The sequence below is a fragment of the Herbaspirillum sp. genome, assembly GCF_017744395.1.
Lineage (GTDB): Bacteria > Pseudomonadota > Gammaproteobacteria > Burkholderiales > Burkholderiaceae_D > Herbaspirillum.
Genome location: NZ_JAGIBI010000001.1, coordinates 1,096,557 through 1,119,847 on the forward strand (window position 1 = coordinate 1,096,557; position 23,291 = coordinate 1,119,847).

Annotated in this window: 22 protein-coding genes; 10 read left to right on the top strand and 12 right to left on the bottom strand. The window is 64.8% G+C overall.

The genetic code is table 11. From position 1 onward, the window contains the following. Positions 1-195: 195 nt before the first annotated feature. A complete protein-coding gene (locus J7548_RS04975) occupies positions 196-960 on the top strand; it encodes an SAM-dependent methyltransferase (protein WP_290971164.1) in 765 nt (254 codons plus the stop codon). A 70-nt stretch (positions 961-1,030) separates the two neighbouring features. Here J7548_RS04975 and J7548_RS04980 read toward each other — a convergent pair whose 3' ends face one another. The 4 genes from J7548_RS04980 to rluC all read right to left on the bottom strand — a co-directional run bounded on the left by J7548_RS04980 (position 1,031) and on the right by rluC (position 4,398). Further along, on the bottom strand, positions 1,031-2,086 hold the full coding sequence (locus tag J7548_RS04980; protein WP_290971167.1) for a S49 family peptidase: 1,056 nt from the start codon (positions 2,084-2,086) through the stop codon (positions 1,031-1,033). Between the two features lie 53 nt (positions 2,087-2,139). Beyond that, a complete protein-coding gene (locus J7548_RS04985) occupies positions 2,140-2,514 on the bottom strand; it encodes a Rieske (2Fe-2S) protein (RefSeq protein WP_290971168.1) in 375 nt (124 codons plus the stop codon). A 68-nt stretch (positions 2,515-2,582) separates the two neighbouring features. Further along, positions 2,583-3,242, bottom strand: a complete 660-nt coding sequence (locus tag J7548_RS04990; protein WP_290971170.1) for an HAD-IIIA family hydrolase — start codon at positions 3,240-3,242, stop codon at positions 2,583-2,585. Between the two features lie 91 nt (positions 3,243-3,333). After that, on the bottom strand, positions 3,334-4,398 hold the full coding sequence (gene rluC / locus J7548_RS04995; protein WP_290971171.1) for a 23S rRNA pseudouridine(955/2504/2580) synthase RluC: 1,065 nt from the start codon (positions 4,396-4,398) through the stop codon (positions 3,334-3,336). 793 nt (positions 4,399-5,191) lie between these two features. Here rluC and J7548_RS05000 point away from each other — a divergent pair. The 4 genes from J7548_RS05000 (at position 5,192) to glp (ending at position 11,542) form a co-directional block, all read left to right on the top strand. Continuing rightward, positions 5,192-8,221, top strand: a complete 3,030-nt coding sequence (locus J7548_RS05000; protein WP_290971173.1) for an Rne/Rng family ribonuclease — start codon at positions 5,192-5,194, stop codon at positions 8,219-8,221. A gap of 261 nt (positions 8,222-8,482) precedes the next feature. Next, the gene (moaA, locus tag J7548_RS05005; RefSeq protein ID WP_290971175.1) at positions 8,483-9,601 is read left to right on the top strand and encodes a GTP 3',8-cyclase MoaA; all 1,119 of its coding nucleotides are present in this window, start codon (positions 8,483-8,485) and stop codon (positions 9,599-9,601) included. Between the two features lie 34 nt (positions 9,602-9,635). Continuing rightward, a complete protein-coding gene (gene mobA / locus J7548_RS05010; RefSeq protein ID WP_290971177.1) occupies positions 9,636-10,250 on the top strand; it encodes a molybdenum cofactor guanylyltransferase MobA in 615 nt (204 codons plus the stop codon). Beyond that, positions 10,247-11,542 carry a gephyrin-like molybdotransferase Glp gene (gene glp / locus J7548_RS05015; RefSeq protein ID WP_290971178.1) on the top strand — a complete coding sequence of 432 codons (1,296 nt, stop codon included), beginning with the start codon at positions 10,247-10,249 and terminating at the stop codon, positions 11,540-11,542. The genes mobA and glp overlap by 4 nt, the downstream gene beginning before the upstream one ends. A gap of 68 nt (positions 11,543-11,610) precedes the next feature. On the opposite strand, the gene rmuC is transcribed toward glp, so the two are convergent. The 5 genes from rmuC to J7548_RS05040 form a co-directional block, all read right to left on the bottom strand. Further along, positions 11,611-13,086 (bottom strand): DNA recombination protein RmuC, encoded by a 1,476-nt coding sequence (rmuC, locus tag J7548_RS05020; RefSeq protein ID WP_290971180.1) that lies wholly within the window; start codon positions 13,084-13,086, stop codon positions 11,611-11,613. Positions 13,087-13,115: 29 nt separating this feature from the next. Continuing rightward, positions 13,116-13,517, bottom strand: coding sequence for a group II truncated hemoglobin (locus J7548_RS05025; RefSeq protein WP_290971626.1), 402 nt, complete (start codon positions 13,515-13,517; stop codon positions 13,116-13,118). An 18-nt stretch (positions 13,518-13,535) separates the two neighbouring features. Beyond that, positions 13,536-16,034: an FtsX-like permease family protein gene (locus J7548_RS05030; RefSeq protein ID WP_290971182.1), complete on the bottom strand. Its 2,499-nt coding sequence runs from the start codon at positions 16,032-16,034 to the stop codon at positions 13,536-13,538. A gap of 94 nt (positions 16,035-16,128) precedes the next feature. Next, a complete protein-coding gene (locus tag J7548_RS05035) occupies positions 16,129-17,181 on the bottom strand; it encodes an NAD(P)-dependent alcohol dehydrogenase (RefSeq protein ID WP_290971184.1) in 1,053 nt (350 codons plus the stop codon). A gap of 104 nt (positions 17,182-17,285) precedes the next feature. Then, on the bottom strand, positions 17,286-17,639 hold the full coding sequence (locus J7548_RS05040) for a hypothetical protein (protein WP_290971186.1): 354 nt from the start codon (positions 17,637-17,639) through the stop codon (positions 17,286-17,288). 170 nt (positions 17,640-17,809) lie between these two features. Between J7548_RS05040 and J7548_RS05045 the strand changes: the two genes are divergently transcribed. Continuing rightward, positions 17,810-18,202 carry a lysozyme inhibitor LprI family protein gene (locus J7548_RS05045; RefSeq protein WP_290971188.1) on the top strand — a complete coding sequence of 131 codons (393 nt, stop codon included), beginning with the start codon at positions 17,810-17,812 and terminating at the stop codon, positions 18,200-18,202. A 108-nt stretch (positions 18,203-18,310) separates the two neighbouring features. Next, entirely contained in the window at positions 18,311-18,604 is a 294-nt protein-coding gene (locus tag J7548_RS05050) for a PsiF family protein (RefSeq protein ID WP_290971190.1), read from the top strand. 90 nt (positions 18,605-18,694) lie between these two features. Here the strand turns inward: J7548_RS05050 and J7548_RS05055 are convergent, their stop codons facing one another. Beyond that, complete coding sequence (locus tag J7548_RS05055) at positions 18,695-19,351, bottom strand: LysE family transporter (protein WP_290971192.1); 657 nt, start codon at positions 19,349-19,351, stop codon at positions 18,695-18,697. 151 nt (positions 19,352-19,502) lie between these two features. Between J7548_RS05055 and J7548_RS05060 the strand changes: the two genes are divergently transcribed. The 3 genes from J7548_RS05060 to J7548_RS05070 all read left to right on the top strand — a co-directional run bounded on the left by J7548_RS05060 (position 19,503) and on the right by J7548_RS05070 (position 20,527). After that, positions 19,503-19,652, top strand: a complete 150-nt coding sequence (locus J7548_RS05060; protein WP_290971194.1) for a DUF3096 domain-containing protein — start codon at positions 19,503-19,505, stop codon at positions 19,650-19,652. Between the two features lie 211 nt (positions 19,653-19,863). Beyond that, positions 19,864-20,130: a hypothetical protein gene (locus J7548_RS05065; protein ID WP_290971196.1), complete on the top strand. Its 267-nt coding sequence runs from the start codon at positions 19,864-19,866 to the stop codon at positions 20,128-20,130. A gap of 127 nt (positions 20,131-20,257) precedes the next feature. Beyond that, a complete protein-coding gene (locus J7548_RS05070) occupies positions 20,258-20,527 on the top strand; it encodes a hypothetical protein (protein ID WP_290971198.1) in 270 nt (89 codons plus the stop codon). Positions 20,528-20,665: 138 nt separating this feature from the next. On the opposite strand, the gene tilS is transcribed toward J7548_RS05070, so the two are convergent. Together tilS and J7548_RS05080 are read right to left on the bottom strand one after the other, a co-directional pair. Continuing rightward, complete coding sequence (tilS, locus tag J7548_RS05075) at positions 20,666-22,117, bottom strand: tRNA lysidine(34) synthetase TilS (RefSeq protein WP_290971200.1); 1,452 nt, start codon at positions 22,115-22,117, stop codon at positions 20,666-20,668. A 99-nt stretch (positions 22,118-22,216) separates the two neighbouring features. After that, complete coding sequence (locus tag J7548_RS05080; protein ID WP_290971202.1) at positions 22,217-23,197, bottom strand: acetyl-CoA carboxylase carboxyltransferase subunit alpha; 981 nt, start codon at positions 23,195-23,197, stop codon at positions 22,217-22,219. Positions 23,198-23,291: the final 94 nt, after the last annotated feature.

Genomic DNA, 23,291 nt, shown 5'->3' on the forward strand with positions numbered 1-23,291 from the left:
CCGACCGGACAAGATAATCGGCTTGCGTGACAGTTTGATGACACCCTGGCGCAACCGAAGCGCCGCACGACGCGACGTCCTGGCCATCTTTCCCGGACGGTCGCCCGAAAAGCCGCATGCAGCCTGTAGAATGTCGTCCTGCGCGCCGCATCGCGGCGCTCGTATTATTTTATACAATTTATTCAATTTCCTCCGATGCCGGGCATTCTTTATCTGATTCCCAACACTCTCGGCCCGACCGAAGCACCCGCCGAAGACGGCGCGCCGCACCCGCTGGATGCCATCATCCCGCGCGAGGTGCAGGCTGTCGCCGCGCGCCTGGATTACTTCGTCGCCGAAAACGCCAAGACCACGCGCGCCTTCCTGAAACTGCTGGGCAGCAGCCGGCCTTTGTCCAAACCGATCCAGGAAATCGGCATCGCCGAGCTCAACGTCAACACCGACGCCGCCGCCCTGCCCGCGCTGCTGGCGCCGTTGCTGGAGGGGCGCGACGGCGGCCTGATCTCCGAAGCCGGCGTGCCGGCGGTGGCCGACCCCGGCGCCAACCTGGTGCGCCTGGCCCACCAGCGCGGCATCCAGGTGCGCCCGCTGGTCGGTCCTTCTTCGCTCTTGCTGGCGGTGATGGCCAGCGGCCTGAACGGCCAGAGCTTCGCCTTCAACGGCTACCTGCCCACCGATGCCGATGCCCGCGGCAAGCGTATCCGCCAGCTGGAAGACCGCTCGCGCAAGGAGAAGCAGACGCAACTGCTGATCGAAACGCCCTACCGCAATGCCGCCATGCTGGAAGCGCTGTCCACCCATTGCCAGGGCAATACCCTGGTGTGCGTGGCGACCGATCTGAGCTTGCCGACGGAATCGGTGCGCACGCAAACGGCCGGGCAATGGAAGGCTGCGCTGGCGGCCGGCAAGGGGCCGGATTTCCATAAGAAGCCGACGGTGTTTTTGCTCTTGGCGGAATGAAATAACCGAGTGAGTTAAACAAAAAGGCCGGCTGCATAACAGCCGGCCTTCTTTTTTCCGCTTGTCGCGTTCAGCGCAACGAAGGCAGCGAGGAAGACATCAGCGTCTTGGCGACACCGGCGCCGAACGCCACGCCGAACTTCTTCAGCACGCGCTCGGAGAGGTTCTCGGTCTGGGTGTAGTCCACCACATCCTCGGCCTTGATCACGTCGCGCGCCACACTGTCGACCGTGCCGTAGCCATCGGCCAGGCCCAGTTCAACCGCCTTGGAGCCGGTCCAGACCAGCCCCGAGAAGGTCTCGGGCGTTTCCTTCAGGCGCGTGCCGCGGCCCTGGCGCACCACTTCGATGAACTGCTGGTGGATCTCGTTCAGCATGGCCTGCGCATATTCACGCTGCTTGGCGCTTTGCGGGCTGAACGGATCGAGGAAGCTCTTGTTCTCGCCGGCGGTCAGCAGGCGACGCTCGACGCCCAGCTTGTCCATCAGGCCGGTAAAACCGAACCCGTCCATCAGCACGCCGACCGAACCGATCAGGCTGGCCTTGTTGACGTAAATGCTGTCGGCCGCGGCGGCGATGTAATAGCCGCCCGAGGCGCACATTTCCTCGACCACCACGTAGATCGGCTTCTTCGGGTACTCCTTGCGCAGGCGGGTAATCTCGTCATTGATCATGCCGGCCTGCACCGGGCTGCCGCCGGGGCTGTTGATCTTGAGGATCACGCCGACCGAGTCGGTCGCGGCGAATGCCTTGTCCAGCGCCGGGATCACCACGCCGGCCGAGCCCTGGCCCTCGGAATCGATGGTGCCCTTGATTTCCACCAGCGCGGTATGCGTGCCCACCGGTTCGCTCTCGGTCTTGCCGTAGGTGAAGGCCATCCAGACGCCGAACACGATCGCCATCAGGATCACGATGCGGAAGAAGATACTCCAGCGGCGCCGCGCGCGCTGCTCCTTGACCGCGAACAGCGCCAGCTTCTCCAGCACATCGCGTTCCCAGCCGCCGTGTTTCTTGTCGTCGCGCGCCGCCTTGGGCGCGGCGCCCGGCGCCGGCTCGGCGGAGGACGGGGGGGTGGCGCCGGCCTGCGGCGGCGATTGGGGGGACTTCTCGAATTCGTTATCGCTCATATGCTCACTCAAAACGAAAGGCGCTTATGGCGCCCTCGTGGATTCGCCAAGGCTCATGCCTCGGCAGCCTTGACCAGCTCGTCCGGGCGCCAGTAAATCCGGCCATCCCGTTCCACCGTCATGATCTTACGCAAATGCGCGCCGGTACAAGGGCCGCCTTCGCATTTTCCGGTATCGGGCGCGTAAACCGCGCCATGTGTTGCGCACATGAGATACAAACCGCTGGATTCAAAGAATTCGCCTTCGAACCAGTCCAGTTCCACCGGCACATGCGCGCAACGGTTGAGGTAGCCGTACACCTGCCCGCCGTAGCGCACCACGAAGCCGCTGGTGTCGTCGCCATGCACCATGACCGGAAAGCGCTTCCCCTTGCCGCCCTCCTCGATTTCGGAAGAGGCGCAAATGTCGATTTCGGTCTGGCTGCTCATGGCGTTGGCAATGTCCTTGCGCTGAAAAAGCCGGCGGCACTATGCCGCCAGGATGGGAAGGTCGGGCCTCAGGCGTTGTCGGTGAGCCATTGGTGCAGCTCACGGATGGACTTGGCAGAGAACAGCGGATTGAGCTCTTGCAGCTGCGCCACCGGATGCGCGCCGAATTCTACCGCAACGCCTTTGGCGCCGGCATTGATGGCCATCTGCAGGTCGTGGGTGGTGTCGCCGATCATCAGCGTGCGGCCCATGTCCTGGCCCAGCTCGCGCGTCAGCTCCTGCAGCATGGCCGGATGCGGCTTGGAAAAGGTCTCGTCGGCGCAGCGGGTGGCGTCGAACACCGACAGCAGGCCGGTGGTATTCATCGCCCGGTTCAGCCCGACCCGGCTCTTGCCGGTGGCCACCGCCAGGAAATACCCCTGTTGCGACAGGTCGGCCAGCATCTCGGGCACGCCGTCGAACAGCGTCAGGTCCTTGTCCTGCCCCAGGTAATGGTGGCGGTAGCGCTCGACGATGCGCGGATAGTATTTGGGATCGACATCGGGAATGGCCGCCTGCATGGCATCCTGCAGACCCAGCCCGATCACGTAGGAAGCCGCGCTCTTGTCCGGAATCGGCAGCCCCAGGTCGCGCGCGGCCGCCTGGATGCAGCGCACGATGGTCGAGGTGCTGTCCATCAGGGTACCGTCCCAGTCGAAGACGATCAGGTCGAATTGCTTTCTTGCCATGTCTTGTATTCACTCTCTGCCGTCCATCGGCATCGTTGCCGGATGGACATGCAACATTGTTAATTCCGGCCAGAAAGTATCACATCCGGCACTACGCGGCATCCTCGCCCGACGCGCCCGGCCATTTTGCCTCCTCCCCCGCCGCCTGCAGGCTGCGCAGGAAATTCTCGCATTCGGCCGGCAACGCGGCTTTCAGGGTCACGGTCTCGCCGCTGTCCGGATGGGTGAAGCTGATCTGCCAGGCGTGCAGGAACATGCGCTTCAAGGCGATGCGTTTACCGTCGGCCTTCTGCAACGCCTTGTTCAGCGCGAAATCGCCGTACTTGTCGTCGCCCACGATCGGAAAACCGCTGGACGACAGGTGCACCCGGATCTGGTGCGTGCGGCCGGTCTTGAGTTCCGCCTCCAGCAAGGCGAAGTCGCCGAAACGTTGCAGCAGGGAAAACACCGTGTGCGAAGGCTGGCCATCGGCCTGCACCCGCACCCGTCGCTCGCCGTCCGGCGTGCTGTATTTAAATAACGGCAACTTGATGTGCTGGCGGGCGTTCTTCCAGTCGCCCTGTACCAAGGTCAGGTAGCGCTTGTCGGTCACGCCGTCGCGCATCTGGTCGTGCAGGTTGGTCAGGGCCGAACGCTTCTTGGCGATCAGCAGCACGCCCGAGGTGTCGCGGTCGAGCCGGTGCACCAGTTCCAGGAACTTGGCTTGCGGACGCGCCGCCCGCAACTGCTCGATCACGCCGTAGCTCACGCCCGAACCGCCATGCACGGCCACGCCGGCGGGCTTGTCGATCACCAGCATGTGGCTGTCTTCCAGCAGGATGCGGAATTCGGCGCCGGGCACCACCGATTCTTGCTTTTCTGCAACTCGTATTGGCGGCACGCGCACCACGTCGCCCTCGGCCAGGCGGTAGGTCTGGTCGATGCGGCCCTTGTTGACGCGCACCTCGCCCGAACGCAGGACACGGTAGATATGGCTCTTGGGAACGCCTTTGCAGACCCGCAGCAGGAAATTGTCGATCCGCTGCCCCGCCTCTTCCTCGGAAATGGTCAGCAACTGCACTTGAGGGACGCTGTGCGAGGCTGTTGCGCTCCGGGGAGCCGCCGCTGTTTTGGCGGTTTCAGAAGCCCCCCTAGAAAATCTCGCTAAGTCCTTCATTTTGAATATATAATCGATCGACGCTGGTCAAAAAACCGCGTCAGTAGAATAAAAAGGAACATTCTACACAAGAGGAGACTTCGTCAGCCTCGCGAATAGCAAAATTGACGAAGGGGGCCCCGAAAATGACGACGTGCGGCACTGCAGATGCCCAAAACGGCGCTGCGATGGCTGAAAAACAGCCTGAAAATGCCGCCCGACTGATTCCAAGGCTCCGAAACGAGTACGCACCTTCCCTGCGCGAGTCCAGTTTGCACCGCAGTTGCAATCGGATAACGCACTTGGAAGTGGAACAGAATTGTTTGGATCATCAGGATAAAAGTCTGGCAAGACTCGCATCCGGCGAACCGGCCTCTGGACCGCAGCGCACAGCCCGCTGGCAACAAGCCGCGCAGACTGGCCTTCATGGCCGGCCGCGGTTTGCAGCGCCCGGGCCGGGCCGCGAACCAGAACCGGATCACCGCGAAGCTTGCCGGTTGATGTGTTGAACCCGATCGCCGTCGCCAACCCTATATACATGAATCGTTTGGCTTCACAGACCAGCTTACCGTCCGCAGCAGCCTGCGCGACCGCCTATGGCGGAGCGCGCGGCGCGGATACGGCGCTGCCCGGCGTTCCCGTCCAGCGCATCCGCGCCCCGTTGTGCTTGAGTGCTTTATAAACTGCACTCCACACAGTAAGGCAATTCCCTCCCCCGATCACTTCCGTTCTCGCGTACATCCCCTGTACTTTTGGCGCCGCTTCCGCATCGGACGGCGCCATTTGAAGGATCTTCGGATCCCGGAGTGAAAACATGAAACGTATGTTGTTCAACGCTACGCAGCAGGAAGAACTGCGCGTAGCCATCGTTGACGGCCAGAAACTGATCGACATCGATATCGAAACGACCGGACGCGAACAGCGCAAGTCCAATATCTACAAGGGTGTCATCACCCGCATCGAACCCTCGCTGGAAGCCTGCTTCGTCAACTACGGCGAAGAGCGCCACGGCTTCCTGCCGTTCAAGGAAGTGGCCCGCACCTACTTCAAGGAAGGCATCGATGTGCGCAACGCCACCATCAAGGAAGCGCTGCGCGAAGGCCAGGAAATCATCGTCCAGGTCGAAAAGGAAGAACGCGGCAACAAGGGCGCCGCCCTGACCTCGTTCATCTCGCTGGCCGGCCGCTACCTGGTGCTGATGCCCAACAATCCGCGCGGCGGCGGCGTGTCGCGCCGGGTCGAAGGCGAAGACCGCCAGGAACTGCGCGAAACCATGGACAAGCTGGACCTGCCCAACGGCATGTCCGTCATCGCCCGCACCGCAGGCATCGGCCGCAACGTCGACGAACTGCAGTGGGACCTGAACTACCTGATGCAACTGTGGCGCGCCATCGAAGGCGCCGGCCAGTCGGCCTCGGGCGCCTTCCTGATCTACCAGGAATCCTCGCTGGTCATCCGCGCCATCCGCGACTACTTCCAGCCCGACATCGGCGAAATCCTGATCGACACCGACGACATCCACGACCAGGCCCAGCAGTTCATGGCCCACGTGATGCCGGACATGGTCCATCGCGTCAAGCGCTACCGCGACGACGTGCCGCTGTTCTCGCGCTTCCAGATCGAACACCAGATCGAGACCGCCTACTCGCGTACCGTGCCGCTGCCTTCCGGCGGCGCCATCGTGATCGACCACACCGAAGCGCTGGTCTCGGTCGACGTCAACTCGGCGCGCGCCACCCGCGGCAGCGACATCGAAACCACCGCGTTCCATACCAACCTTGAAGCGGCCGACGAAGTGGCCCGCCAGTTGCGCCTGCGCGACCTGGGCGGCCTGATCGTGATCGACTTCATCGACATGGAGAACAGCAAGAACCAGCGCGAAGTCGAAGGCCGCCTGAAAGACGCCCTGCACCATGACCGCGCCCGCGTCCAGATGGGCAAGATCTCGCGCTTCGGCCTGATGGAACTGTCGCGCCAGCGCCTGCGCCCGTCGCTGTCCGAAGGCAGCCACGTGACCTGCCCGCGCTGCAACGGCACCGGCCACATCCGCGATACCGAATCCTCCGCCCTGCAGGTGCTGCGCATCATCCAGGAAGAGGCGATGAAGGAAAACTCCGCCGCCATCCACGTGCAGGCGCCGGTCGATGTAGCCGCCTTCCTGTTGAACGAGAAGCGCGGCGAAATCCTGAAGATCGAAACGCGCCATCGCGTCACGGTCATCATGATCCCCAACAAGCACCTGGAAACCCCGCACTACAAGATGGAACGGATCAAGCACGACGATCCGCGCCTGGACGACGCCCAAGCCAGCTACGCCATGGCCGAGCAGGCCGATACCGACATCGGCTACAGCAAGCGCCAGAAGGAAGACGTGCGTCCGCGCCAGGAAGCCGTGGTCAAGGGCATCACCCCGGACCAGCCGGCCCCGATCGTCGAACGCAAGGCTCCCGAATCGGTGCCCGTGCCACCGCCGACCCTGGCGCCGGAATCGGGCCTGCTGGGCAAGATCTTCAGCTTCTTCCGCAAGAAGCCTGTCGCCCCCGTTGCCGCGCCGGCCCCGGTCGAAGCCAAGGCCCCGGCCAAGCGCGATGGCGACCGCAATGGCCGCGACCGCAACGGCCGTAACCGCAACCGCAACGAACGCGGCGGCGAGCGCGGCAACGACCGCAATGCGCGCAACCGCGACGGCAGCCAGGCCGCACCGGAACTGAAGGCCGGCGATACCGCCGAAGGCAAGCAGCAACGCGCGCCGCGCCAGCCGCGCGAAGGCCGTGAGGGCCGCGAACCGCGCGAAGCGCGTGATGTGCAAGCCCGCGAAGGCCAGGAAAACAAGGAAGGCCGCCGCAACGAGCCGCGTGAAAACCGTGAGCCGCGCGAAGCCCGCGAGGGCCGTGAACAGCGCGAACCGCGCCAGCCGCGTGAACCGCGCGCACCGCGCGGCGAACGCAGCAAGGAAGCCAAGCCAGAGGAAGGCCTGCCGCTGGAAGCCGCACTGGCAGCCGGCGCCGCAACCGCCGGCGTGGCTGTCGCCGCCGGTACGGCGGTGATCGCTGCCGATGAGCAGGCGGTTCAGGTGGAAGGCGCGCAAGTCGAAGCCGGCGAAGGCGCGGAAGCGTCCGAAGGCGGTACCGAACCGCGTCGCCGTCGCCGTCGCGGCGGCCGCAATCGTCATCGCCGCGAGCGCGACGAGAACGGCAACGTGATCGAAAACGCTGAAAACGCCGAAGGCGCGGAAGCTGCCGAGGGCGCCGAAAGCGCCGAGGGCATCGAAGCCGCTCCGGCCGAAGCTGCCCAGGCCGCCGTCGCACAGGCCTCCTTCGCCGCCTCCCCGGTGCCGCAGGAAAGCGCCCCGGCGCCGGCCGCTGTGGCGGTAGAGACCGCCGCCACCGTCGAAAGCGGTGTGAACGCGGTGGAAGCCGTGGCCGCCGCCGCGACCGAGACCGTGGCAAATGTGGAACCCGTGGCAGCATCGATCGATGCCGGCTTCGTCCCCGCTCCGGCCTTTGAGCCGGTGCAGGCTCCCGCAGAAGCGCCTGCTGCAGCATCGGCAGCGCCGCAGCAGATCAGCCTGCTGGATGCAGTCGCCGAAGCCGCTCCCGCGCCCCAGGTTGCCGCAGCCGCTCCCGCCCCGGCGCCGGCCGCGGGCAGCAACGTGCAGTGGGACTCGCTGAACCAGATGCTGTCGCAAGCCGGCCTGACCCTGGCCACGACCGATCCGGTCAAGCTGCAGGCCGCACAGGAAGCCGCCGCCAGCATCGTGACGCCGCCGCGCGTACCGCGTGAACGCAAGCCGCTGCCGCCGCAATCAACCGAACCGCTGGTTCAGGTTGAAACGCGCCGCTGATCCGCTTGAGCGGTCATGGAAAAGGGAGCTTCGGCTCCCTTTTTCTTTGCCCGAAAACGGGACAGTTGGGGCCCCGGACGATGGATACAGTACCCTCGCCCACGCTTGGCGCAGCCTGCCCCGGTTCCCCGCAACGTCCCTTGCAGTGCGGATTTACAGCCTGTCCATACAGGCAGACAATAGCGAATATGCACAACTGTGCATCTACCTCGTATTGCCAGCCGTGCTATCGTTACTACACATCTGTTTCCGCCAGCCCGTATGAACAAGCGCGTCATTCCCATCGTTGACTATCGGCAAGCCATGCCACCGGGTATGGATGCGGGCATGTTGCCGGCGCCTGCGGAGCCGACCGGTTTCCTGGGCGACGCCTTGGGACGCCCCCTGCACGACCTGCGCATCTCCGTCACGGACCGCTGCAACTTCCGTTGCGTGTATTGCATGCCCAAGGACGTGTTCGACAAGCAATACCAGTTCCTGCCGCATTCGGCCCTGCTCACCTTCGAGGAAATCACCCGCGTGGCGCGCCAGTTCGTGGCCCATGGCGTGCACAAGATCCGCCTGACCGGCGGCGAGCCGCTGCTGCGCAAGAACATCGAACGCCTGGTCGAGATGCTGGCCGCGCTGCGTACGCCCGACGGCCGCGAAGTCGACCTCACCCTGACCACCAACGGCACCCTGCTCAAGCAAAAGGCCCAGGCCTTGAAAGAAGCCGGCCTGAAGCGCGTGACCGTCTCGCTGGACTCGCTGGACGACCAGAATTTCCGCCGCATGAACGACGTCGACTTCCCGGTGGCGCGCGTGCTGGAAGGCATCGAGGCCGCGCATGCCGCCGGCCTCGGCCCGATCAAGATCAACATGGTGGTCAAGCAAGGCCTGAACGACCACGAGATCCTGCCGATGGCGCGCCGCTTCAAGGGCACGCCCTATATCCTGCGCTTCATCGAATACATGGACGTGGGCAGCTCCAACGGCTGGCGCATGGACCAGGTGGTGCCGTCGCGCGAGGTGGTGCGCCGCATCGCGGCTGAATTGCCGCTGGTCGAAGCCGATCCCAACTACACCGGCGAAACCGCCGAACGCTGGCGCTATGCCGACGGCAGCGGCGAGATCGGCGTGATCTCCAGCGTCACCCACGCCTTCTGCCAGGATTGCTCGCGCGCGCGCCTGTCCACCGAGGGTCGCGTCTACACCTGCCTGTTCGCCAGCGAAGGCCACGACCTGCGAGGCATCGTGCGCAACGGCGGCAGCGATGCCGAACTGGCCGGCGCCATTGCCCGGCTGTGGAACCAGCGCGGCGACCGCTATTCGGAATTGCGCAGCGAGCAGCAAAATGCGCGCGCGCTGCGCAAGGTCGAGATGTCCTACATCGGCGGCTAAGGCGCAGGCCCCTCCTCTTTCACCGCATCGCATCATGTCCGCCGTACTCGCCATCGCCGCCAGCCACATTACCGGCCTCGTGCTGGCCGGCGGACGCGGCACGCGCATGGGCGGCGTCGACAAGGGCCTGCAGGAACTGCACGGCAAGCCGCTCGCCCAGCACGTGCTGGAACGGCTGGCGCCGCAGGTCTGCACGCTGGCGGTCAACGCCAACCGCTCCCAACTGCGCTACGCCGCATTCGGCTACCCGATCTGGCACGACCTGTCCCCCGATTTCCCCGGCCCCCTGGCCGGCCTGCAATGCGGGCTTACGCATTGCGCCACGCCGTTCCTGGCGACCGCCCCCTGCGATACGCCGCTGATTCCCTTCGACCTGGTGGCCCGGCTGGCCGACGAACTGATCGCCAGCGGCGCCGACGCCGCCTTCGCCGTCACCGGCCAGGAAGACAACCGGCGGCGCCATCCGGTATGCTCGCTGCTGCGCAAATCGACACTGCCCTCGCTCAACAGCTTCCTCGCCGGCGGCGAGCGCAAGATGGAATTCTGGTTCGCCACGCTGCAATGCGTGGAAGTCGATTTCCCCGACGAGCGTGCCTTCTGCAATATCAACACCGGACTGGAGCTGCTCCAGTTCGAACAAGAACGATGACCCAGACTTCCCGGCAATCCCTCAACGACATCGTCAGTTGCATCAGCGGCTACGATCCCAACGCCATGACGGTGGCGCAAGCCCAGCGCGTCATCCATGACTTCATCCGCCCCATCGAGACGCGGGAAAAAGTCGCCATCCGCAGCGCGCTGGGCCGCGTCCTGGCGCAAGACATCGTTTCCCGCATCGACGTGCCGGCGCATGACAATTCGGCCATGGACGGCTACGCCCTGCGCGGCGAAGACATCGCCGCCGGCCATGAGGTGCGCCTGGCGATCGCCGGCTCGGTGCATGCCGGCGCCAGCTTCGCGGGCGAGGTGCAGCGCGACCAATGCGTACGCATCATGACCGGCGCCCCGATGCCGGCCGGTTGCGATACCGTGATCCCGCAGGAATTGACGGCCGATGCCGACCCGCATGGCGTCACCATCCCCGCCGGCCGCGTGCGCCCCGGCGACAACCGCCGCCTGCGCGGCGAAGATCTGGCGGCCGGCACCGTGGCGCTGCCGCGCGGCCGGCAATTGCGCCCTTCCGACATCGGCCTGCTGGCCTCGCTGGGCATTGCCGAAGTGCCGGTCCAGCGCCGCCTGCGCGTGGCCTTCTTCTCCACCGGCGATGAATTGCGCTCGGTGGGCGAACCGCTCGATCCGGGTTGCGTCTACGACTCCAACCGCTACACCCTGCATGGCATGCTCACCCGCCTGGGCTGCGACATCATCGACATGGGCGTGGTGGGCGACGACCCGGCCGCGCTGGAAGCCGCCTTCCGCGGCGCCTGCGAAGAGGCTGATGCCGTCATCACCTCCGGCGGCGTCTCGGTCGGCGCCGCCGACTACACCAAGCAGACCATGGCCAGCCTGGGCGAGATGCTGTTCTGGAAGATCGGCATGCGCCCCGGCCGCCCGCTGGCCTTCGGCCGCATCGCATCGAATGGCCGCGACGCCTACCTGTTCGGCCTGCCCGGCAATCCGGTGGCGGTGACGGTCAGTTTCTATTTCTTCGTGCGCGACGCCCTGTTGCGCCTGGCCGGCGCCGAAGCGTCGCCGCTGCCGCGCCTGCGCGTGAAAGCGGCCGGCGCCATCCGCAAGAAGGCCGGCCGCACCGAATACCAGCGCGGCATCCTGGCGCCGGATGGGCAAGGCGCGTGGTCGGTACGGCTCACCGGCATGCAGGGTTCGGGCATGTTGCGCTCGATGTCGGATGCCAACTGCATCATTGAGCTTGAACATGAACGCGGCGATGTGGCCGCAGGCGAGGATGTTTCCATCGTCGTGTTCGATGGCCTGGTATAAGCCTCTTTGCGCGCAAGAAAAAAGGGATGGCAAGCCATCCCTTTTCTTTTTCGATTGACACCGGCGCCTCAGGAATCCTCATCCGGTCCGGCCAGATCCAGCTCTCCCGTCCCCAGCAGCTTCTGCGCATTCTCCGACGGCAGCGCTTCCACCGACTTCAGCTTGCGCGTCATCTGGCGTGTGCGGGTCTCGGCCTGGTCGATGTTCTTGGCCACCCGCTCCAGCGCGCTCTTGGTCGACGCCAGCACCTCGCCGAACTTGCCGAACTCGGTCTTCACCGCGCCCAGCACTTGCCACACTTCCGACGAACGCTTTTCCAGCGCCAGCGTGCGGAAGCCCATCTGCAGGCTGTTGAGCAAGGCCAGCAAGGTCGACGGCCCGGCTATGGTGACACGGTGGGTGCGCTGCAAGTCGTCCGACAGGCCGGGACGGCGCATCACTTCCGCATACAGGCCTTCGGTCGGCAGGAACAGGATGGCGAAATCGGTGGTCAGCGGCGGCGACAGGTATTTCTCGGCGATGGTCTTGGCCTCGTCGCGCACCGCGCGTTCCAGAGCCTTGCCGGCGGCCGCGACGCCTTCGGCATCGGCGCGCTCGGCGGCATCCACCAGGCGTTCGTATTGTTCCTTGGGGAACTTGGCGTCGACCGGCATCCACACCGGCGTCGCGTCGTCCTTGGCGCCCGGCAGGCGGATGGCGAATTCGACGCGTTCGCCGCTGGCGGGCACGGTCTCGACGTTCTTGGCGTACTGTTCGGGCGTGAGCATCTGCTCCAGCAAGATGCCCAACTGCACTTCACCCCAGGTGCCGCGCGTCTTGACGTTGGTCAGCACACGCTTGAGGTCGCCCACGCCGGTAGCCAGTTGCTGCATCTCGCCCAGGCCCTGGTGCACCTTGTCCAGGCGGTCTGAGACCAGCTTGAACGATTCGCCCAGGCGCTGCTCCAGCGTCGCGTGCAGTTTTTCATCGACGGTCTTGCGCATCTCTTCCAGCTTTTGCGCATTGTCGTTTTGCAGGTCCTTGATCTTGGCCTCCAGCGTGGCGCGCACTTCGGCCATGCGCTGCGAGTTGGACTCTGTCAGCGCCGCCAGTTGCTGGTTCAGGGTATCGCCAAAGCGTTTCAGCGACACCGCCTGCTCCTCGCGGCTGGCCTGCGCCTGCAGCGTCATCGACTGGCGCATGCCGTCGAGCTGCAGGGCATTGGTTTCGTTGAGCTTGACCAGTTGCTGGGCGAAGCTGTCGATCTGGTTGTTCTGCAGCGTCGCCACGCTGGACATCTGGGTCGCCAGCGTCTGCTGCAGCTGGGCGAAATTGCCGCCCAGTTCCTGGCGCGTGCTTTGCGCGCTGGCCTGCACCTGGGTGCGCAGTTCGCGTTCGATGCGTTCGCCGGTGTCTTGCTGGTGGCGCTGCAGGTCCAGCTTCAATTGCTGCAGCGCGGCTTCGGCGCCGCCGTCGTCCTTGCGGCCTGAACGCAGCAGGATCACGATCTGCAGCACGATGCCGAGCACAACCAGGCCGGCGAGTATCAATTCAAAGGAGGTCATGGAGAGAAAAAAAGAGAGGCCTTATTCCGTTATTCCGGCTTGTTACGCATCCAGTCGGCGGTCTGGTAGAACGATGCCAGCAAACGTTTTTGCAGGTTTTCGGACAAACCCACATCCTGCATCGCCCACGCCATGCAGCGCAGCCACTGGTCGCGCTCGGAAATGCCGATCGGGAACGGCAGGTGGCGCGCGCGCAGGCGCGGATGGCCGAACTGTTCGATATACAGGTTGGGGCCGCCAGTCCAGCCGGAGAGGAACATGTAGGTCTTCTCGCGCGAACCGTCCAGAGATGCCGGGTGCAGCGCGCGGATGCCGGCGAACTCCGGCTCCAGGTCCATCAGGTCGTAGAAGCGGTCGACCATCTCGCGCAGCTTTTCCGCGCCGCCGATCAGTTCGAACGTGGTGGGTTGGTTAGGGTCTTCGATTTGCATAGCCAGCATGATACAAGATCACGCCTCCCTCAAGGTCTGCAACGGCGGGCGGCCCAGCACGTGGCGCAAGCCGGCCCAGCCGCCGATGGCCGAGCAGCCGGCGCCGATGGCCATGCCGGCCAGCCATACCAGCGGACTCAGCGCCCAGTCGAAATTGAAGACGTAATGCGCCAGCGCCCAGCCGATGGCGGCCGCGCCGCTGGCCGCCAGCAAGCCGGCCACCGCGCCCACCAGCAGCACCTCGATGCGTTGCGCCCGGGAAAGCTCGGCCCGCGTCGCGCCCAGCGCCCGCAACAGCCCTGCCTCGCGCACCCGCTCGTCCTGCGAACCGGCCAGCGCCGCGTACAGCACCAGCACGCCGGAACACAGCGTGAACAGGAACAGGAACTCGACAGCGGAAATCACCTGTCCCACGACGTCCTGGATCTGGCGCAGCACGCTGCCGATATCGACCACGGTCAGGTTGGGAAAGTCGCGCGTGAGCGTATTGCCCAGGCTTTCCTGCGCCGGCGTCAGGTGGAAGGCCGTGATCCAGCTCTGCGGCGTGTCGCGCATCGCCGTCGGGTTGATGATCACGAAGAAGTTGACCCGCAGCGAGCCCCACTCCAGCTTGCGCAGGCTGGTCACCGGCACTTCCATCAGTTGCCCGGCGATGTCGAACTGCAGCCTGTCGCCCAGCTTGATCCCCAGCGTCTGCGCCAGGCCGCGCTCGACCGAGGCCTCCGGCTTGCTGTCGTCGTACCAACGTCCGGCCACGATGCCGTTGCCGGGCGGGATATCCTTCATCGTCGACAGGTTGAACTCGCGGTCGACCAGGCGCTTGGCGCGATCTTCCTTGTAGTCGGCCGCGCTGATCTGGCGGCCGTTGACCTGCACCAGGCGGCCGCGGATCATCGGGTAAAGCTGCGGCCGGGCGACGCCGCCCTGCTCCAGCGCGCCGGTCACCGCCGCGCGCTGGTCGGGCTGGATGTTGATCACGAAACGGTTGGGCGCATCCGGTGGCGTCGATTGCCGCCAGGCGCCGACCAGGTCGCCGCGGATCACGGTCAGCAGCAGCAAGGCCATCAATCCCAAGCCCAATGCCACTACCTGCATCACTGCCGCCGCCGGGCGGCGCTGCAGGCCGTCGATGGCGAAGCGCCAGCTCTGGCTGTCAAACCAGCCGCGCAATGAGCGCAAGGCGCGCAGGCACAGCCACGCCACCAGCGCGAACAGGCCGAAGCCGCCGAGGAAACCGGCCACCGTCAGCAACCCCAGCTTGATATCCCCCGCCTGCCACAGCAGCAGGCCGGAAAACACTAGCATGCCCAGCACATAGGTCAGCAACGTCAGCGCCTGCGGCGCGCCCTGCTCGCGGCGGATCACGCGATTGTGCGGCACGTTGCGCAATTGCAGGATCGGCGGCAGCGCAAAGCCCACCAGCAACAGCAGGCCGGTCGCCACGCCCTGCAGCGCAGGCTGCCAGCCTGCCGTCGGCAATGCGGTCGGCATGAAACTGCCCAGCCATTGCAGCAGCGCCAGATGCGCCACATAGCCGAGCGCCACACCGATGGCGCTGGCGGCCAGGCCGACCAGCACGAATTCGATCAGGTACAGCGCCGTCACCTGGTTTTGCGTCATGCCGAAACAACGCAGCATGGCGCAGGCGTCCAGGTGGCGCATCATGAAGCGGCGCGCCGCCATCGCTACCGCCAAGGCCGCCAGCATGGCCGACAACAGCCCCACCAGCGACAGGAACTGCTCGGCGCGGTCCAGCGTGGCGCGCATTTCAGGGCGGCCGTTTTCCAGCGATTCGATGCGCACGGCGCGCAATTGCTGCGCCTCGATCTGGCGCTCCACTTCCTGCTGGAAGGCCTTGACCGGCTGCGGCGCGCCGGCCAGCAGCAAGCGGTAGGTCACGCGCGAACCCACCTGCACCAGCCTGGTGGCGGCCAGGTCGCTGTCGGCCAGCATCACGCGCGGCGCGAAATTGACGAACGCGCTGCCGCGGTCGGGCTCCATCGAGATCACATCGGCGATGCGAAAGGCCTTGTCGCCCAGCTTCAGCGCATCGCCCACGCGCACATCCAGCGCCGACAATATCTGCGGATCGACCCAGACCGCACCTGCTGGCGGAATGCCGCCGGCGGCACGGTCGGCGCCGTTTGCGCCTTGCAGCTTCAACTGCCCGCGCAGCGGATAACCCGGCGTGACCGCCTTGATCGACGCCAGCACCGAGCGCGCACGATCGCCCTCGCCGGTTTGCGCCATGCTGGGGAACACTGTGGTCTGCGCCTGCAGCAGGCCTTGCGCTTGCGCCTGCTGCAGCCACTGCGCCGGCAATGGCTGATCGGCGGCGATCAACAGGTCGGCGCCCAGAAGTTGGTGAGCGTCGCGCGTCATGCCCGCACGCATGCGGTCGACGAAGAAGCCGACGGAAGACAATGCCGCCACCGCGACGATCAATGCGATCAACAGGAAGCGCAACTCGCCGGTACGCCAGTCGCGCCGGGTCATGCGCAATGCTTGTTCAAACATCCGAAGCCGATTCCCAATCAAGGTTTGGATACACGATAACGAAACGGCCTGCCGCCGCAAGGCTGGCAGGCCGCTCCTACTTTGCTTGCCGCGCTCAGGCCGCCAGCGACGACATGTCGATCACGAAGCGGTACTTCACATCGCTCTTGAGCATGCGCTCGTAAGCCTGGTTGATGTCCTGGATCTTGATGATCTCGATGTCGGAATGGATGCCGTGCTCGGCGCAGAAGTCCAGCATCTCCTGCGTCTCCTGGATGCCGCCGATCAGCGAACCGGCCAGGTGGCGGCGCTTGAAGATGAAGTTGGCCACCGAGGGCGACGGATGCGGATGCTCCGGCAAACCGACCAGCGTCATGGTGCCTTCGCGCTTGAGCAACGCCATGAAGGGGTCCAGGTTGTGCTGGGCCGCCACGGTGTTCAGGATGAAGTCGAAGCTGTTGGCGTGCTCGGCCATCCGGTCCGCGTCCTTGGACACCACCACTTCATCGGCGCCCAGGCGCAATGCGTCTTCGCGCTTGTCCGGCGAAGTGGTGAACAGCACCACGTGCGCGCCCATCGCATGCGCCAGCTTGACGCCCATGTGGCCCAGCCCGCCCAGGCCGACGATGCCGACCTTCTGGCCGGGGCCGACCTTCCAGTGGCGCAGCGGCGACCAGGTGGTGATGCCGGCACACAGGAGCGGCGCGGCGCCGGCCGGGTCCAGCTTGTCGGACACCGTCAGCACGAACTTCTCGTTGACCACGATGTTGTTGGAATAGCCGCCGTAGGTATAGCCGCCGCTGACCTTGTCGGGCGAGCTGTAGGTGCCGGTGAAGCCGTTCTCGCAGTATTGCTCCAGCCCTTCGCCGCAGCTCGAGCAAGTCTGGCAGGAGTCCACCATGCAGCCGACGCCGGCGATCTGGCCGACCTTGAATTTGGTGACGTGCGCGCCGACCTTGGCGACGCGGCCGACAATCTCGTGGCCCGGCACCACCGGGAAGGCGGTTCCCTTCCACTCGTCGCGCGCCATGTGCAGGTCGGAGTGGCACACGCCGCAGAACAGGATGTCGATCTGCACGTCATGCGGACCGACCTCGCGCCGCTCGAAACTGAACGGCGCCAATGGGGATGCCGCATTTTGTGCAGCGTAACCTTGCGATTTGAGCATGGTAAGGTCCTTTCGAAAACGTAAGGGGAAGATGGCCGGCGCAGCCGGTCGAAAACCCGGCTATGGTAATCCTGCGCCGCCGATCCTGCTGGCGGCGCCAACGTTCAGCGCAGCCACAAGGCCGCCAATCCCGCCGCCAGCAGCACGCAAAACGCCATCAGCAGCCGCATGCGCCGGCGCTGCGCATCGAGGGCGGCCACCAGTTGGGCATTCTGCTCGGCCAGCGTATTGATCAGCTTGCTCGCCTCCAATTGTTCGGCTTCCAGTTGTTCGATGCGCGCGGCCAGTTGCGCCATGTCTCCCGGCGCCAGAACGGCGCCTTCATGCGTTTCGGCTTCCGACTTGGCGCGGCGTGTGCGCGACCACAGGTCGCGGGCGCCGCGCACGATGCCGGGCGTGGCTTGCACCACATCTCCCCAGGGAATCAGTTTGAGGGCGGACATCCAGCTCAGTCCCATTGGCGGCACTCCTTTCAAGAATCGGAAACGGCTTGTTGCAATTGGCAGAGAACCTCGGCCTTGCGCCTTCTTCTAAGACAAGCACAATCCGATTTTATCCCGTTGGACGCACATGTTCCCGGCAATACCGGCCGCATGATGCGCCCCGCCCTTCCGGAGAGACCATATCCATGACACCACCGATCCGCTTCGTCTTGCTGCTGGCCCTGTGCGGCGCCAGCGCCGGGGCTGGCGCACTGGATTGCGGCAAGGCCGCGACCCAGGCCGACATGAACGAATGTACCGCCCGGGATCTCAGCCAGGCCGACGCCGAACTCAACCAGGCCTACCTCGCTTACCGCGCCAAGCTGCGCCCGGCCCAGCAAAACCAGATCCGCGACGTGCAGCTTGCCTGGCTCAAATACCGCGACCTCTCCTGCCGCTTCGAAAGCTCCAGCGTTGCAGGCGGTTCCGCTGCCGGCGTGGCGCTGCAGAATTGCCTGGCCGACAAGACGCGCCAGCGCGCCCGGGAGCTGCAGGAGTTGTCCGGCTGCCAGGAAGGCGATATCGCCTGCGTGCGTTGAGCGATTGTCCGGCCGGCGCTAGTCAGATGCAGGCTTTCGTGCTGTAATGCCTGCGTCTGCGGATCACCGTCGCGCAGGCCCGAATCCACACTGTCCAGGGAGTTTCTAATGAAAAAAATGCTGATCGCTATCACTTCTTTCGCACTGGCCACCCCGCTGCTGCTCGCCGCCCCCGCCATGGCCGAGAATGCGCAACAGACCAAGATGGCCGCCTGTAACAAGGATGCCGCCGGCAAAAAGGGCGACGAACGCAAGGCCTTCATGAAAGATTGCCTGTCCAGCAAGCCGGAAAAGCCGATGACGCAGCAAGACAAGATGAAGCAGTGCAATGCCGATGCCGCCGGCAAGAAAGGCGACGAGCGCAAGGCCTTCATGTCTTCCTGCCTGAAGAAAGACAAGTAAGCATCAGCCGGCTATCGAGGCCGGCGATGCCACAAACGACAAGCCCCGGCATGCCGGGGCTTGTTGCTTGATGGGCGTACGCTTATGTACTCAGTGCGCCGAGCGCTTGAAGAAGAACAGGCCGGCGCCGACCAGCATCAGCACGCCGCCGAAAAAGCGGTTCTGCGCCTTCATGGCCCGTTGATTGCGAAAGAAGCGCTGCAAGCGGCTGGCCGCGAACGCATAGCCATGCATCACCACCAGATCGACCGCCACCATCGTCACCGCCAGCACCAGCAGTTGCAGCCACAGCGGACGGTCGTTGTCGATGAATTGCGGCAGCACCGCCACCATGAAGACGATGCCTTTGGGATTGGTGACGTTGGTCAGGAAACCGGTCATGCAGCGCTGCCACCAGGCTTGGCCGCGTACCGTCGCGGCCCTGGAAGCGCCCTGCGTCGCATCGACATCCTGTTGCACCGTCACCGGTGCGCGCCACTGCGAGAAGCCGAGATAGATCAGGTAGACGGCGCCCAGCACCTTGATGGTGTTGAAGGCGGCCTCGGATGCCAGCAGCAGCGAACCCACGCCGGCCCCGGCGATGAGCAGGATCACCACCAGCGCGATCTCCAGCCCGAGGATGGTGGCGCTGGTGCGGCGCACGCCGTAGTTGAGGCCATGGCTCATCGATAACACTGCGCCCGAGCCCGGTGAAACGGCGATCACGCAAGCGGCGACAAAGAATGCGAACCAGGTTTGATAAGCCATGTGAGAAATCCCGATAGTGCGGCAAGGAAAGTCCATCATTATAAAGACTCCTCCGATCTTCTGTTTTCCCGCCCCGGCAGTCGCGCCCGTCCAAGAACTTCACCGGTATCCGGACATCTCACTTTCATCCCGACACCTGCGGAGAAACAATATGAACATCCACCTTTCCTTCGGCCCGCTGGCCGCACTGATCGCCGGCATCCTGATCCTGCTGGCGCCGCGCCTGCTCAACTTCATTGTCGCCATCTACCTGATCGCCATCGGCGTGCTTGGCCTGGTGGGCTACGGCAAATTCATCTGAATGTTTTCTGCTTCCCTCACAGCCCCGGGAAAACCCATCGGATGAGCGCGAAATGCGCGGCAACGATTGCTTACATTTCCGCGATGAAATGAAACACTTTCGTGTCGTCGTCCGGTTCGGCAGTTCGTTATTGGGAGTAAGGCGCCGCGATCATCACGGCAAACGCGAAATCAGACGCCGAGCGTAACCTCCACATTCAAAAGGAACTGCCATGAAAACCAAATCCGTCATCGTCGCCTCCCTGCTGACCGCCCTGGCCCTGCCGGTGTTCGCACAGACCGGCACCGCCGCCGCTCCGGCCGCAGCGCCCGCAGCTCCTGCGGCTGCCACGACCGATGCCGCCCCCAAGGCAAAGACCTCGCATGCCAAGCACAAGGTTGCAAAGAAGGCTGAAAAGAAGGCCGAAAAAAAGGATGAGAAGAAGGACGCCGCAGGCGCCGAAGCCAAGCCGGCAACCGACGCCGCCAAGGCCAAGTAATTTCGCAGCATAGCCGGAGCGCGGCGCAACTCACGGAAGACGCGCCGCGACGACAACACCGCAGCACCTGACTATTTATTACAGACACATCGCGGATCACACACCCGGATCTTGAAAGGACTACACCATGAAAACCAAAGCCATCATCGTCGCTTCCCTGCTGTCGGCCCTGACCCTGCCGGTATTCGCTCAGACCGGTACCCCGGCCGCCGCTCCCGCAGCCCCTGCCGCTACCGCTGCCGCCCCGGCTGCCGCACCTGCTGCCAAGGCTGAAACCGCCACCAAGGCCAAGGCGCATCACGTCAAGAAGGTCAGCAAGAAGAGCGCCAAGAAGGCCACCGAAAAGGTTGACGGCGCCACCGACGTCAAGCCGGCCGCCGACAGCGCCAAGAAGTAAGCAGTAACGCAAAGAGCATCACCGGAGCGCCTTCACGCGCTCCATCCATGTCAGGGATGACAGGGGGTGCCGCATCATCGCCGCAAGGCATGATGCGGCATTTTTTCGCCTGGAGTTTTTATCGTCGGCGCGCGCCGCTCAATCGGCCTGCCAGCCGATGACGATGCGCTCGCCAGCGAAAGAGAAATGCGCGCAATCCATGCCGATGCCGGCGGCGAACAGCAGTTCATCGCCGGCGAACAGCAACGGCAGATACGGACGTTCCCACGCCGGCACGTCGGCGCTCTGGAAGTGCTGCTTCAGGCTGCGCGCCGGACGGTTGGCGGCCAGCTTCACGCGCTCCCCGCCGTCGCGGCCGCGCACCGCCAATGGCTGCCGCGCCAGCCATGCCGCATCGATGCCGGGGCGCGCATCGCCGGCCCCGATGCTTTCGAACCGCAGCCAGCCGTAGTAGGCATCGACACGCAATTGCTCCTGCCCGCTCCATGCCAACCGGACGACCTCGCCTTCAGCCGGCGGCGTGCGGCGCGGCGCCAGGAATACGCGGTCGCGGTAGCGATGCACCTCGCCATCCGGATGCGACACGCACAGTTGCGCCTCCGCGCCCGCCTGCAGCAATTGCGCGCGCATCTCCTGCATCCATGCCGCCGACGGCATGCGCATGCCGCGCAAGGCGAACCAATGGCGCATCAGGTTGAAGAATCGCTGCTCGCTCAATTGCCGCAGGGCCGGCATCAACAGATGGTCTTCATGGCGGCATTGCGCCAGATCCTGCGCGGCGACTTCGTTCAACAATTCCTGCGCGCCCTGCGCGTGTCCGGCGGCGCGCGCCAGGCGTTGCTGGAATCCCGGGAAGGCGCTGCCGAGCGCCGGCATCACGCCATGCCGCAGGGCGTTGCGCGCATAGCGCACATCGGCGTTGGACTCGTCCTCGATATGCGCGATCTTGCGCGCTGCCGCGTATTGCTCCAGTTGCGCGCGCGTCATGCCCAGCAGCGGGCGGGCGATCAGGGTGGCATCGTCGCCCAGCAAACCGGGGGCGGCATTGCAGGCATCCATGCCCGACATGCCGGCCAGTCCGCTGCCGCGCAGCAGTTGCAGCAGTACCGTTTCCGCCTGGTCGTCCAGATGGTGCGCCGTCAACAGGATGCCGGCGCCATGTTCACGGCACATGCGGCCCAGCGCGGCGTAGCGCGCCACGCGCGCGGCCTCTTCCACGCCGCTGTCGGCAACGCCGGCCAGGCTGACGCGCTCGGCGAAAAACGGCACCCCAAGTTCATCGCAGCGCGCCTCGCAATGCCGCAGCCATTGGTCGGCGTGCGGGCTCAATCCGTGGTGCACATGCAGCGCCAGCAAGCGCAGGCCATGCGCGGCGGCGAACGCCGCGGCGGCATCCAGCAGCACCGAGGAATCGAGGCCGCCGCTGTACGCCACGGCCAATCCGGCCGGACGCTCGCCGGCCGGCACCGCCGCCAGCAACGCGCCTAGCGCCTGCTGCACCGCCTGCGCTGCTTTGGGCGCGGAACGCGGATGGTCGGGTGGGTTGGCGAAATCGGACATGGCCTTGGAGATGGGAAGATCGGTAATCAAGCGGAGCGGCCGATGAAACGGCCCCGCAGAAACGACAAACGCCAGCGACCGGGATCGCTGGCGCTCGATAGTGGAGCCTGTTCAAGGCCTCGCCGGAAATTACTCGGCCGAGTTCAGTTCCTTGAATTTGCCGTAGGCCATCAGCTTTTCGTGGCGGGCTGCCAGCAGTTCCTTGGTCTTCATGCCCTGGAACTGGCGCAGCGTGTCCGACAGCGCGCGCTTCAACAGCGAAGCCATCTGCTTCGGATCGCGGTGGGCGCCGCCGAGCGGTTCGTTGACGATCTTGTCGACCAGGCCGATCGCCTTCAGGCGGTGCGCGGTCAGGCCCAGCGCTTCGGCGGCATCGGCGGCGCGGTCGGCGGTCTTCCACAGGATGGAAGCGCAGCCTTCCGGCGAGATCACCGAGTAGGTCGCATATTGCAGCATCAGCACCGAGTCGCCCACGGCGATAGCCAGCGCGCCGCCGGAGCCGCCTTCACCGATGATGGTGGCGATCAGCGGCACCTTCAGTTCGGCCATCACGTACAGGTTGTGGCCGATGGCTTCGGACTGGCCGCGCTCTTCGGCATCGATGCCGGGGAATGCGCCCGGGGTATCGACGAAGGTGAAGATGGGCAGGTTGAATTTCTCGGCCACCTTCATCAGGCGCATCGCCTTGCGATAGCCTTCCGGCTTGGGCATGCCGAAGTTGCGCATGGCGCGTTCCTTGGTGTCGCGCCCCTTCTGGTGGCCGATCACCATGCAGGCCTGGCCGTTGAAACGGGCGAGGCCGCCGACGATGGACTGGTCGTCCGCGAAGGTGCGGTCGCCGTGCAGTTCGTGGAAGTCGGTGAAGATTTCGCGCACGTAGTCCATGGTGTACGGACGTTGCGGGTGGCGCGCGATCTGGGAAACCTGCCAGGGCGTGAGCTTGGCGTAGATGTCCTTGGTCAGTTGCTGGCTTTTCTTGACCAGGCGTTCGATCTCTTCGGAGATGTCGACGGCCGAGTCGTCTTGTACAAAACGCAACTCTTCGATCTTGGCATCCAGCTCGGCGATGGCCTGCTCGAAGCCCAGAAAAGTCGTTGTCGATTTAGTCATTGTGTTCCTTTGTTCAACAAGTCCGACGGCGCCCGCATGCGCGCTCCGTATGGAGTTGCGGCTGCCTTGGCGCTACGCGATCGGTTTGCCTTCT

Excerpts from the sequence above, each read along its gene's own strand:
- J7548_RS04975 (WP_290971164.1), top strand. The coding sequence starts at position 196 with ATGCCGGGCATTCTTTATCTGATTCCCAACACTCTCGGCCCGACCGAA.
- J7548_RS04980 (WP_290971167.1), bottom strand. The coding sequence starts at position 2,086 with ATGAGCGATAACGAATTCGAGAAGTCCCCCCAATCGCCGCCGCAGGCC.
- J7548_RS04985 (WP_290971168.1), bottom strand. The coding sequence starts at position 2,514 with ATGAGCAGCCAGACCGAAATCGACATTTGCGCCTCTTCCGAAATCGAG.
- J7548_RS04990 (WP_290971170.1), bottom strand. The coding sequence starts at position 3,242 with ATGGCAAGAAAGCAATTCGACCTGATCGTCTTCGACTGGGACGGTACC.
- rluC (WP_290971171.1), bottom strand. The coding sequence starts at position 4,398 with ATGAAGGACTTAGCGAGATTTTCTAGGGGGGCTTCTGAAACCGCCAAA.
- J7548_RS05000 (WP_290971173.1), top strand. The coding sequence starts at position 5,192 with ATGAAACGTATGTTGTTCAACGCTACGCAGCAGGAAGAACTGCGCGTA.
- moaA (WP_290971175.1), top strand. The coding sequence starts at position 8,483 with ATGAACAAGCGCGTCATTCCCATCGTTGACTATCGGCAAGCCATGCCA.
- mobA (WP_290971177.1), top strand. The coding sequence starts at position 9,636 with ATGTCCGCCGTACTCGCCATCGCCGCCAGCCACATTACCGGCCTCGTG.
- glp (WP_290971178.1), top strand. The coding sequence starts at position 10,247 with ATGACCCAGACTTCCCGGCAATCCCTCAACGACATCGTCAGTTGCATC.
- rmuC (WP_290971180.1), bottom strand. The coding sequence starts at position 13,086 with ATGACCTCCTTTGAATTGATACTCGCCGGCCTGGTTGTGCTCGGCATC.
- J7548_RS05025 (WP_290971626.1), bottom strand. The coding sequence starts at position 13,517 with ATGCAAATCGAAGACCCTAACCAACCCACCACGTTCGAACTGATCGGC.
- J7548_RS05030 (WP_290971182.1), bottom strand. The coding sequence starts at position 16,034 with ATGTTTGAACAAGCATTGCGCATGACCCGGCGCGACTGGCGTACCGGC.
- J7548_RS05035 (WP_290971184.1), bottom strand. The coding sequence starts at position 17,181 with ATGCTCAAATCGCAAGGTTACGCTGCACAAAATGCGGCATCCCCATTG.
- J7548_RS05040 (WP_290971186.1), bottom strand. The coding sequence starts at position 17,639 with ATGGGACTGAGCTGGATGTCCGCCCTCAAACTGATTCCCTGGGGAGAT.
- J7548_RS05045 (WP_290971188.1), top strand. The coding sequence starts at position 17,810 with ATGACACCACCGATCCGCTTCGTCTTGCTGCTGGCCCTGTGCGGCGCC.
- J7548_RS05050 (WP_290971190.1), top strand. The coding sequence starts at position 18,311 with ATGAAAAAAATGCTGATCGCTATCACTTCTTTCGCACTGGCCACCCCG.
- J7548_RS05055 (WP_290971192.1), bottom strand. The coding sequence starts at position 19,351 with ATGGCTTATCAAACCTGGTTCGCATTCTTTGTCGCCGCTTGCGTGATC.
- J7548_RS05060 (WP_290971194.1), top strand. The coding sequence starts at position 19,503 with ATGAACATCCACCTTTCCTTCGGCCCGCTGGCCGCACTGATCGCCGGC.
- J7548_RS05065 (WP_290971196.1), top strand. The coding sequence starts at position 19,864 with ATGAAAACCAAATCCGTCATCGTCGCCTCCCTGCTGACCGCCCTGGCC.
- J7548_RS05070 (WP_290971198.1), top strand. The coding sequence starts at position 20,258 with ATGAAAACCAAAGCCATCATCGTCGCTTCCCTGCTGTCGGCCCTGACC.
- J7548_RS05080 (WP_290971202.1), bottom strand. The coding sequence starts at position 23,197 with ATGACTAAATCGACAACGACTTTTCTGGGCTTCGAGCAGGCCATCGCC.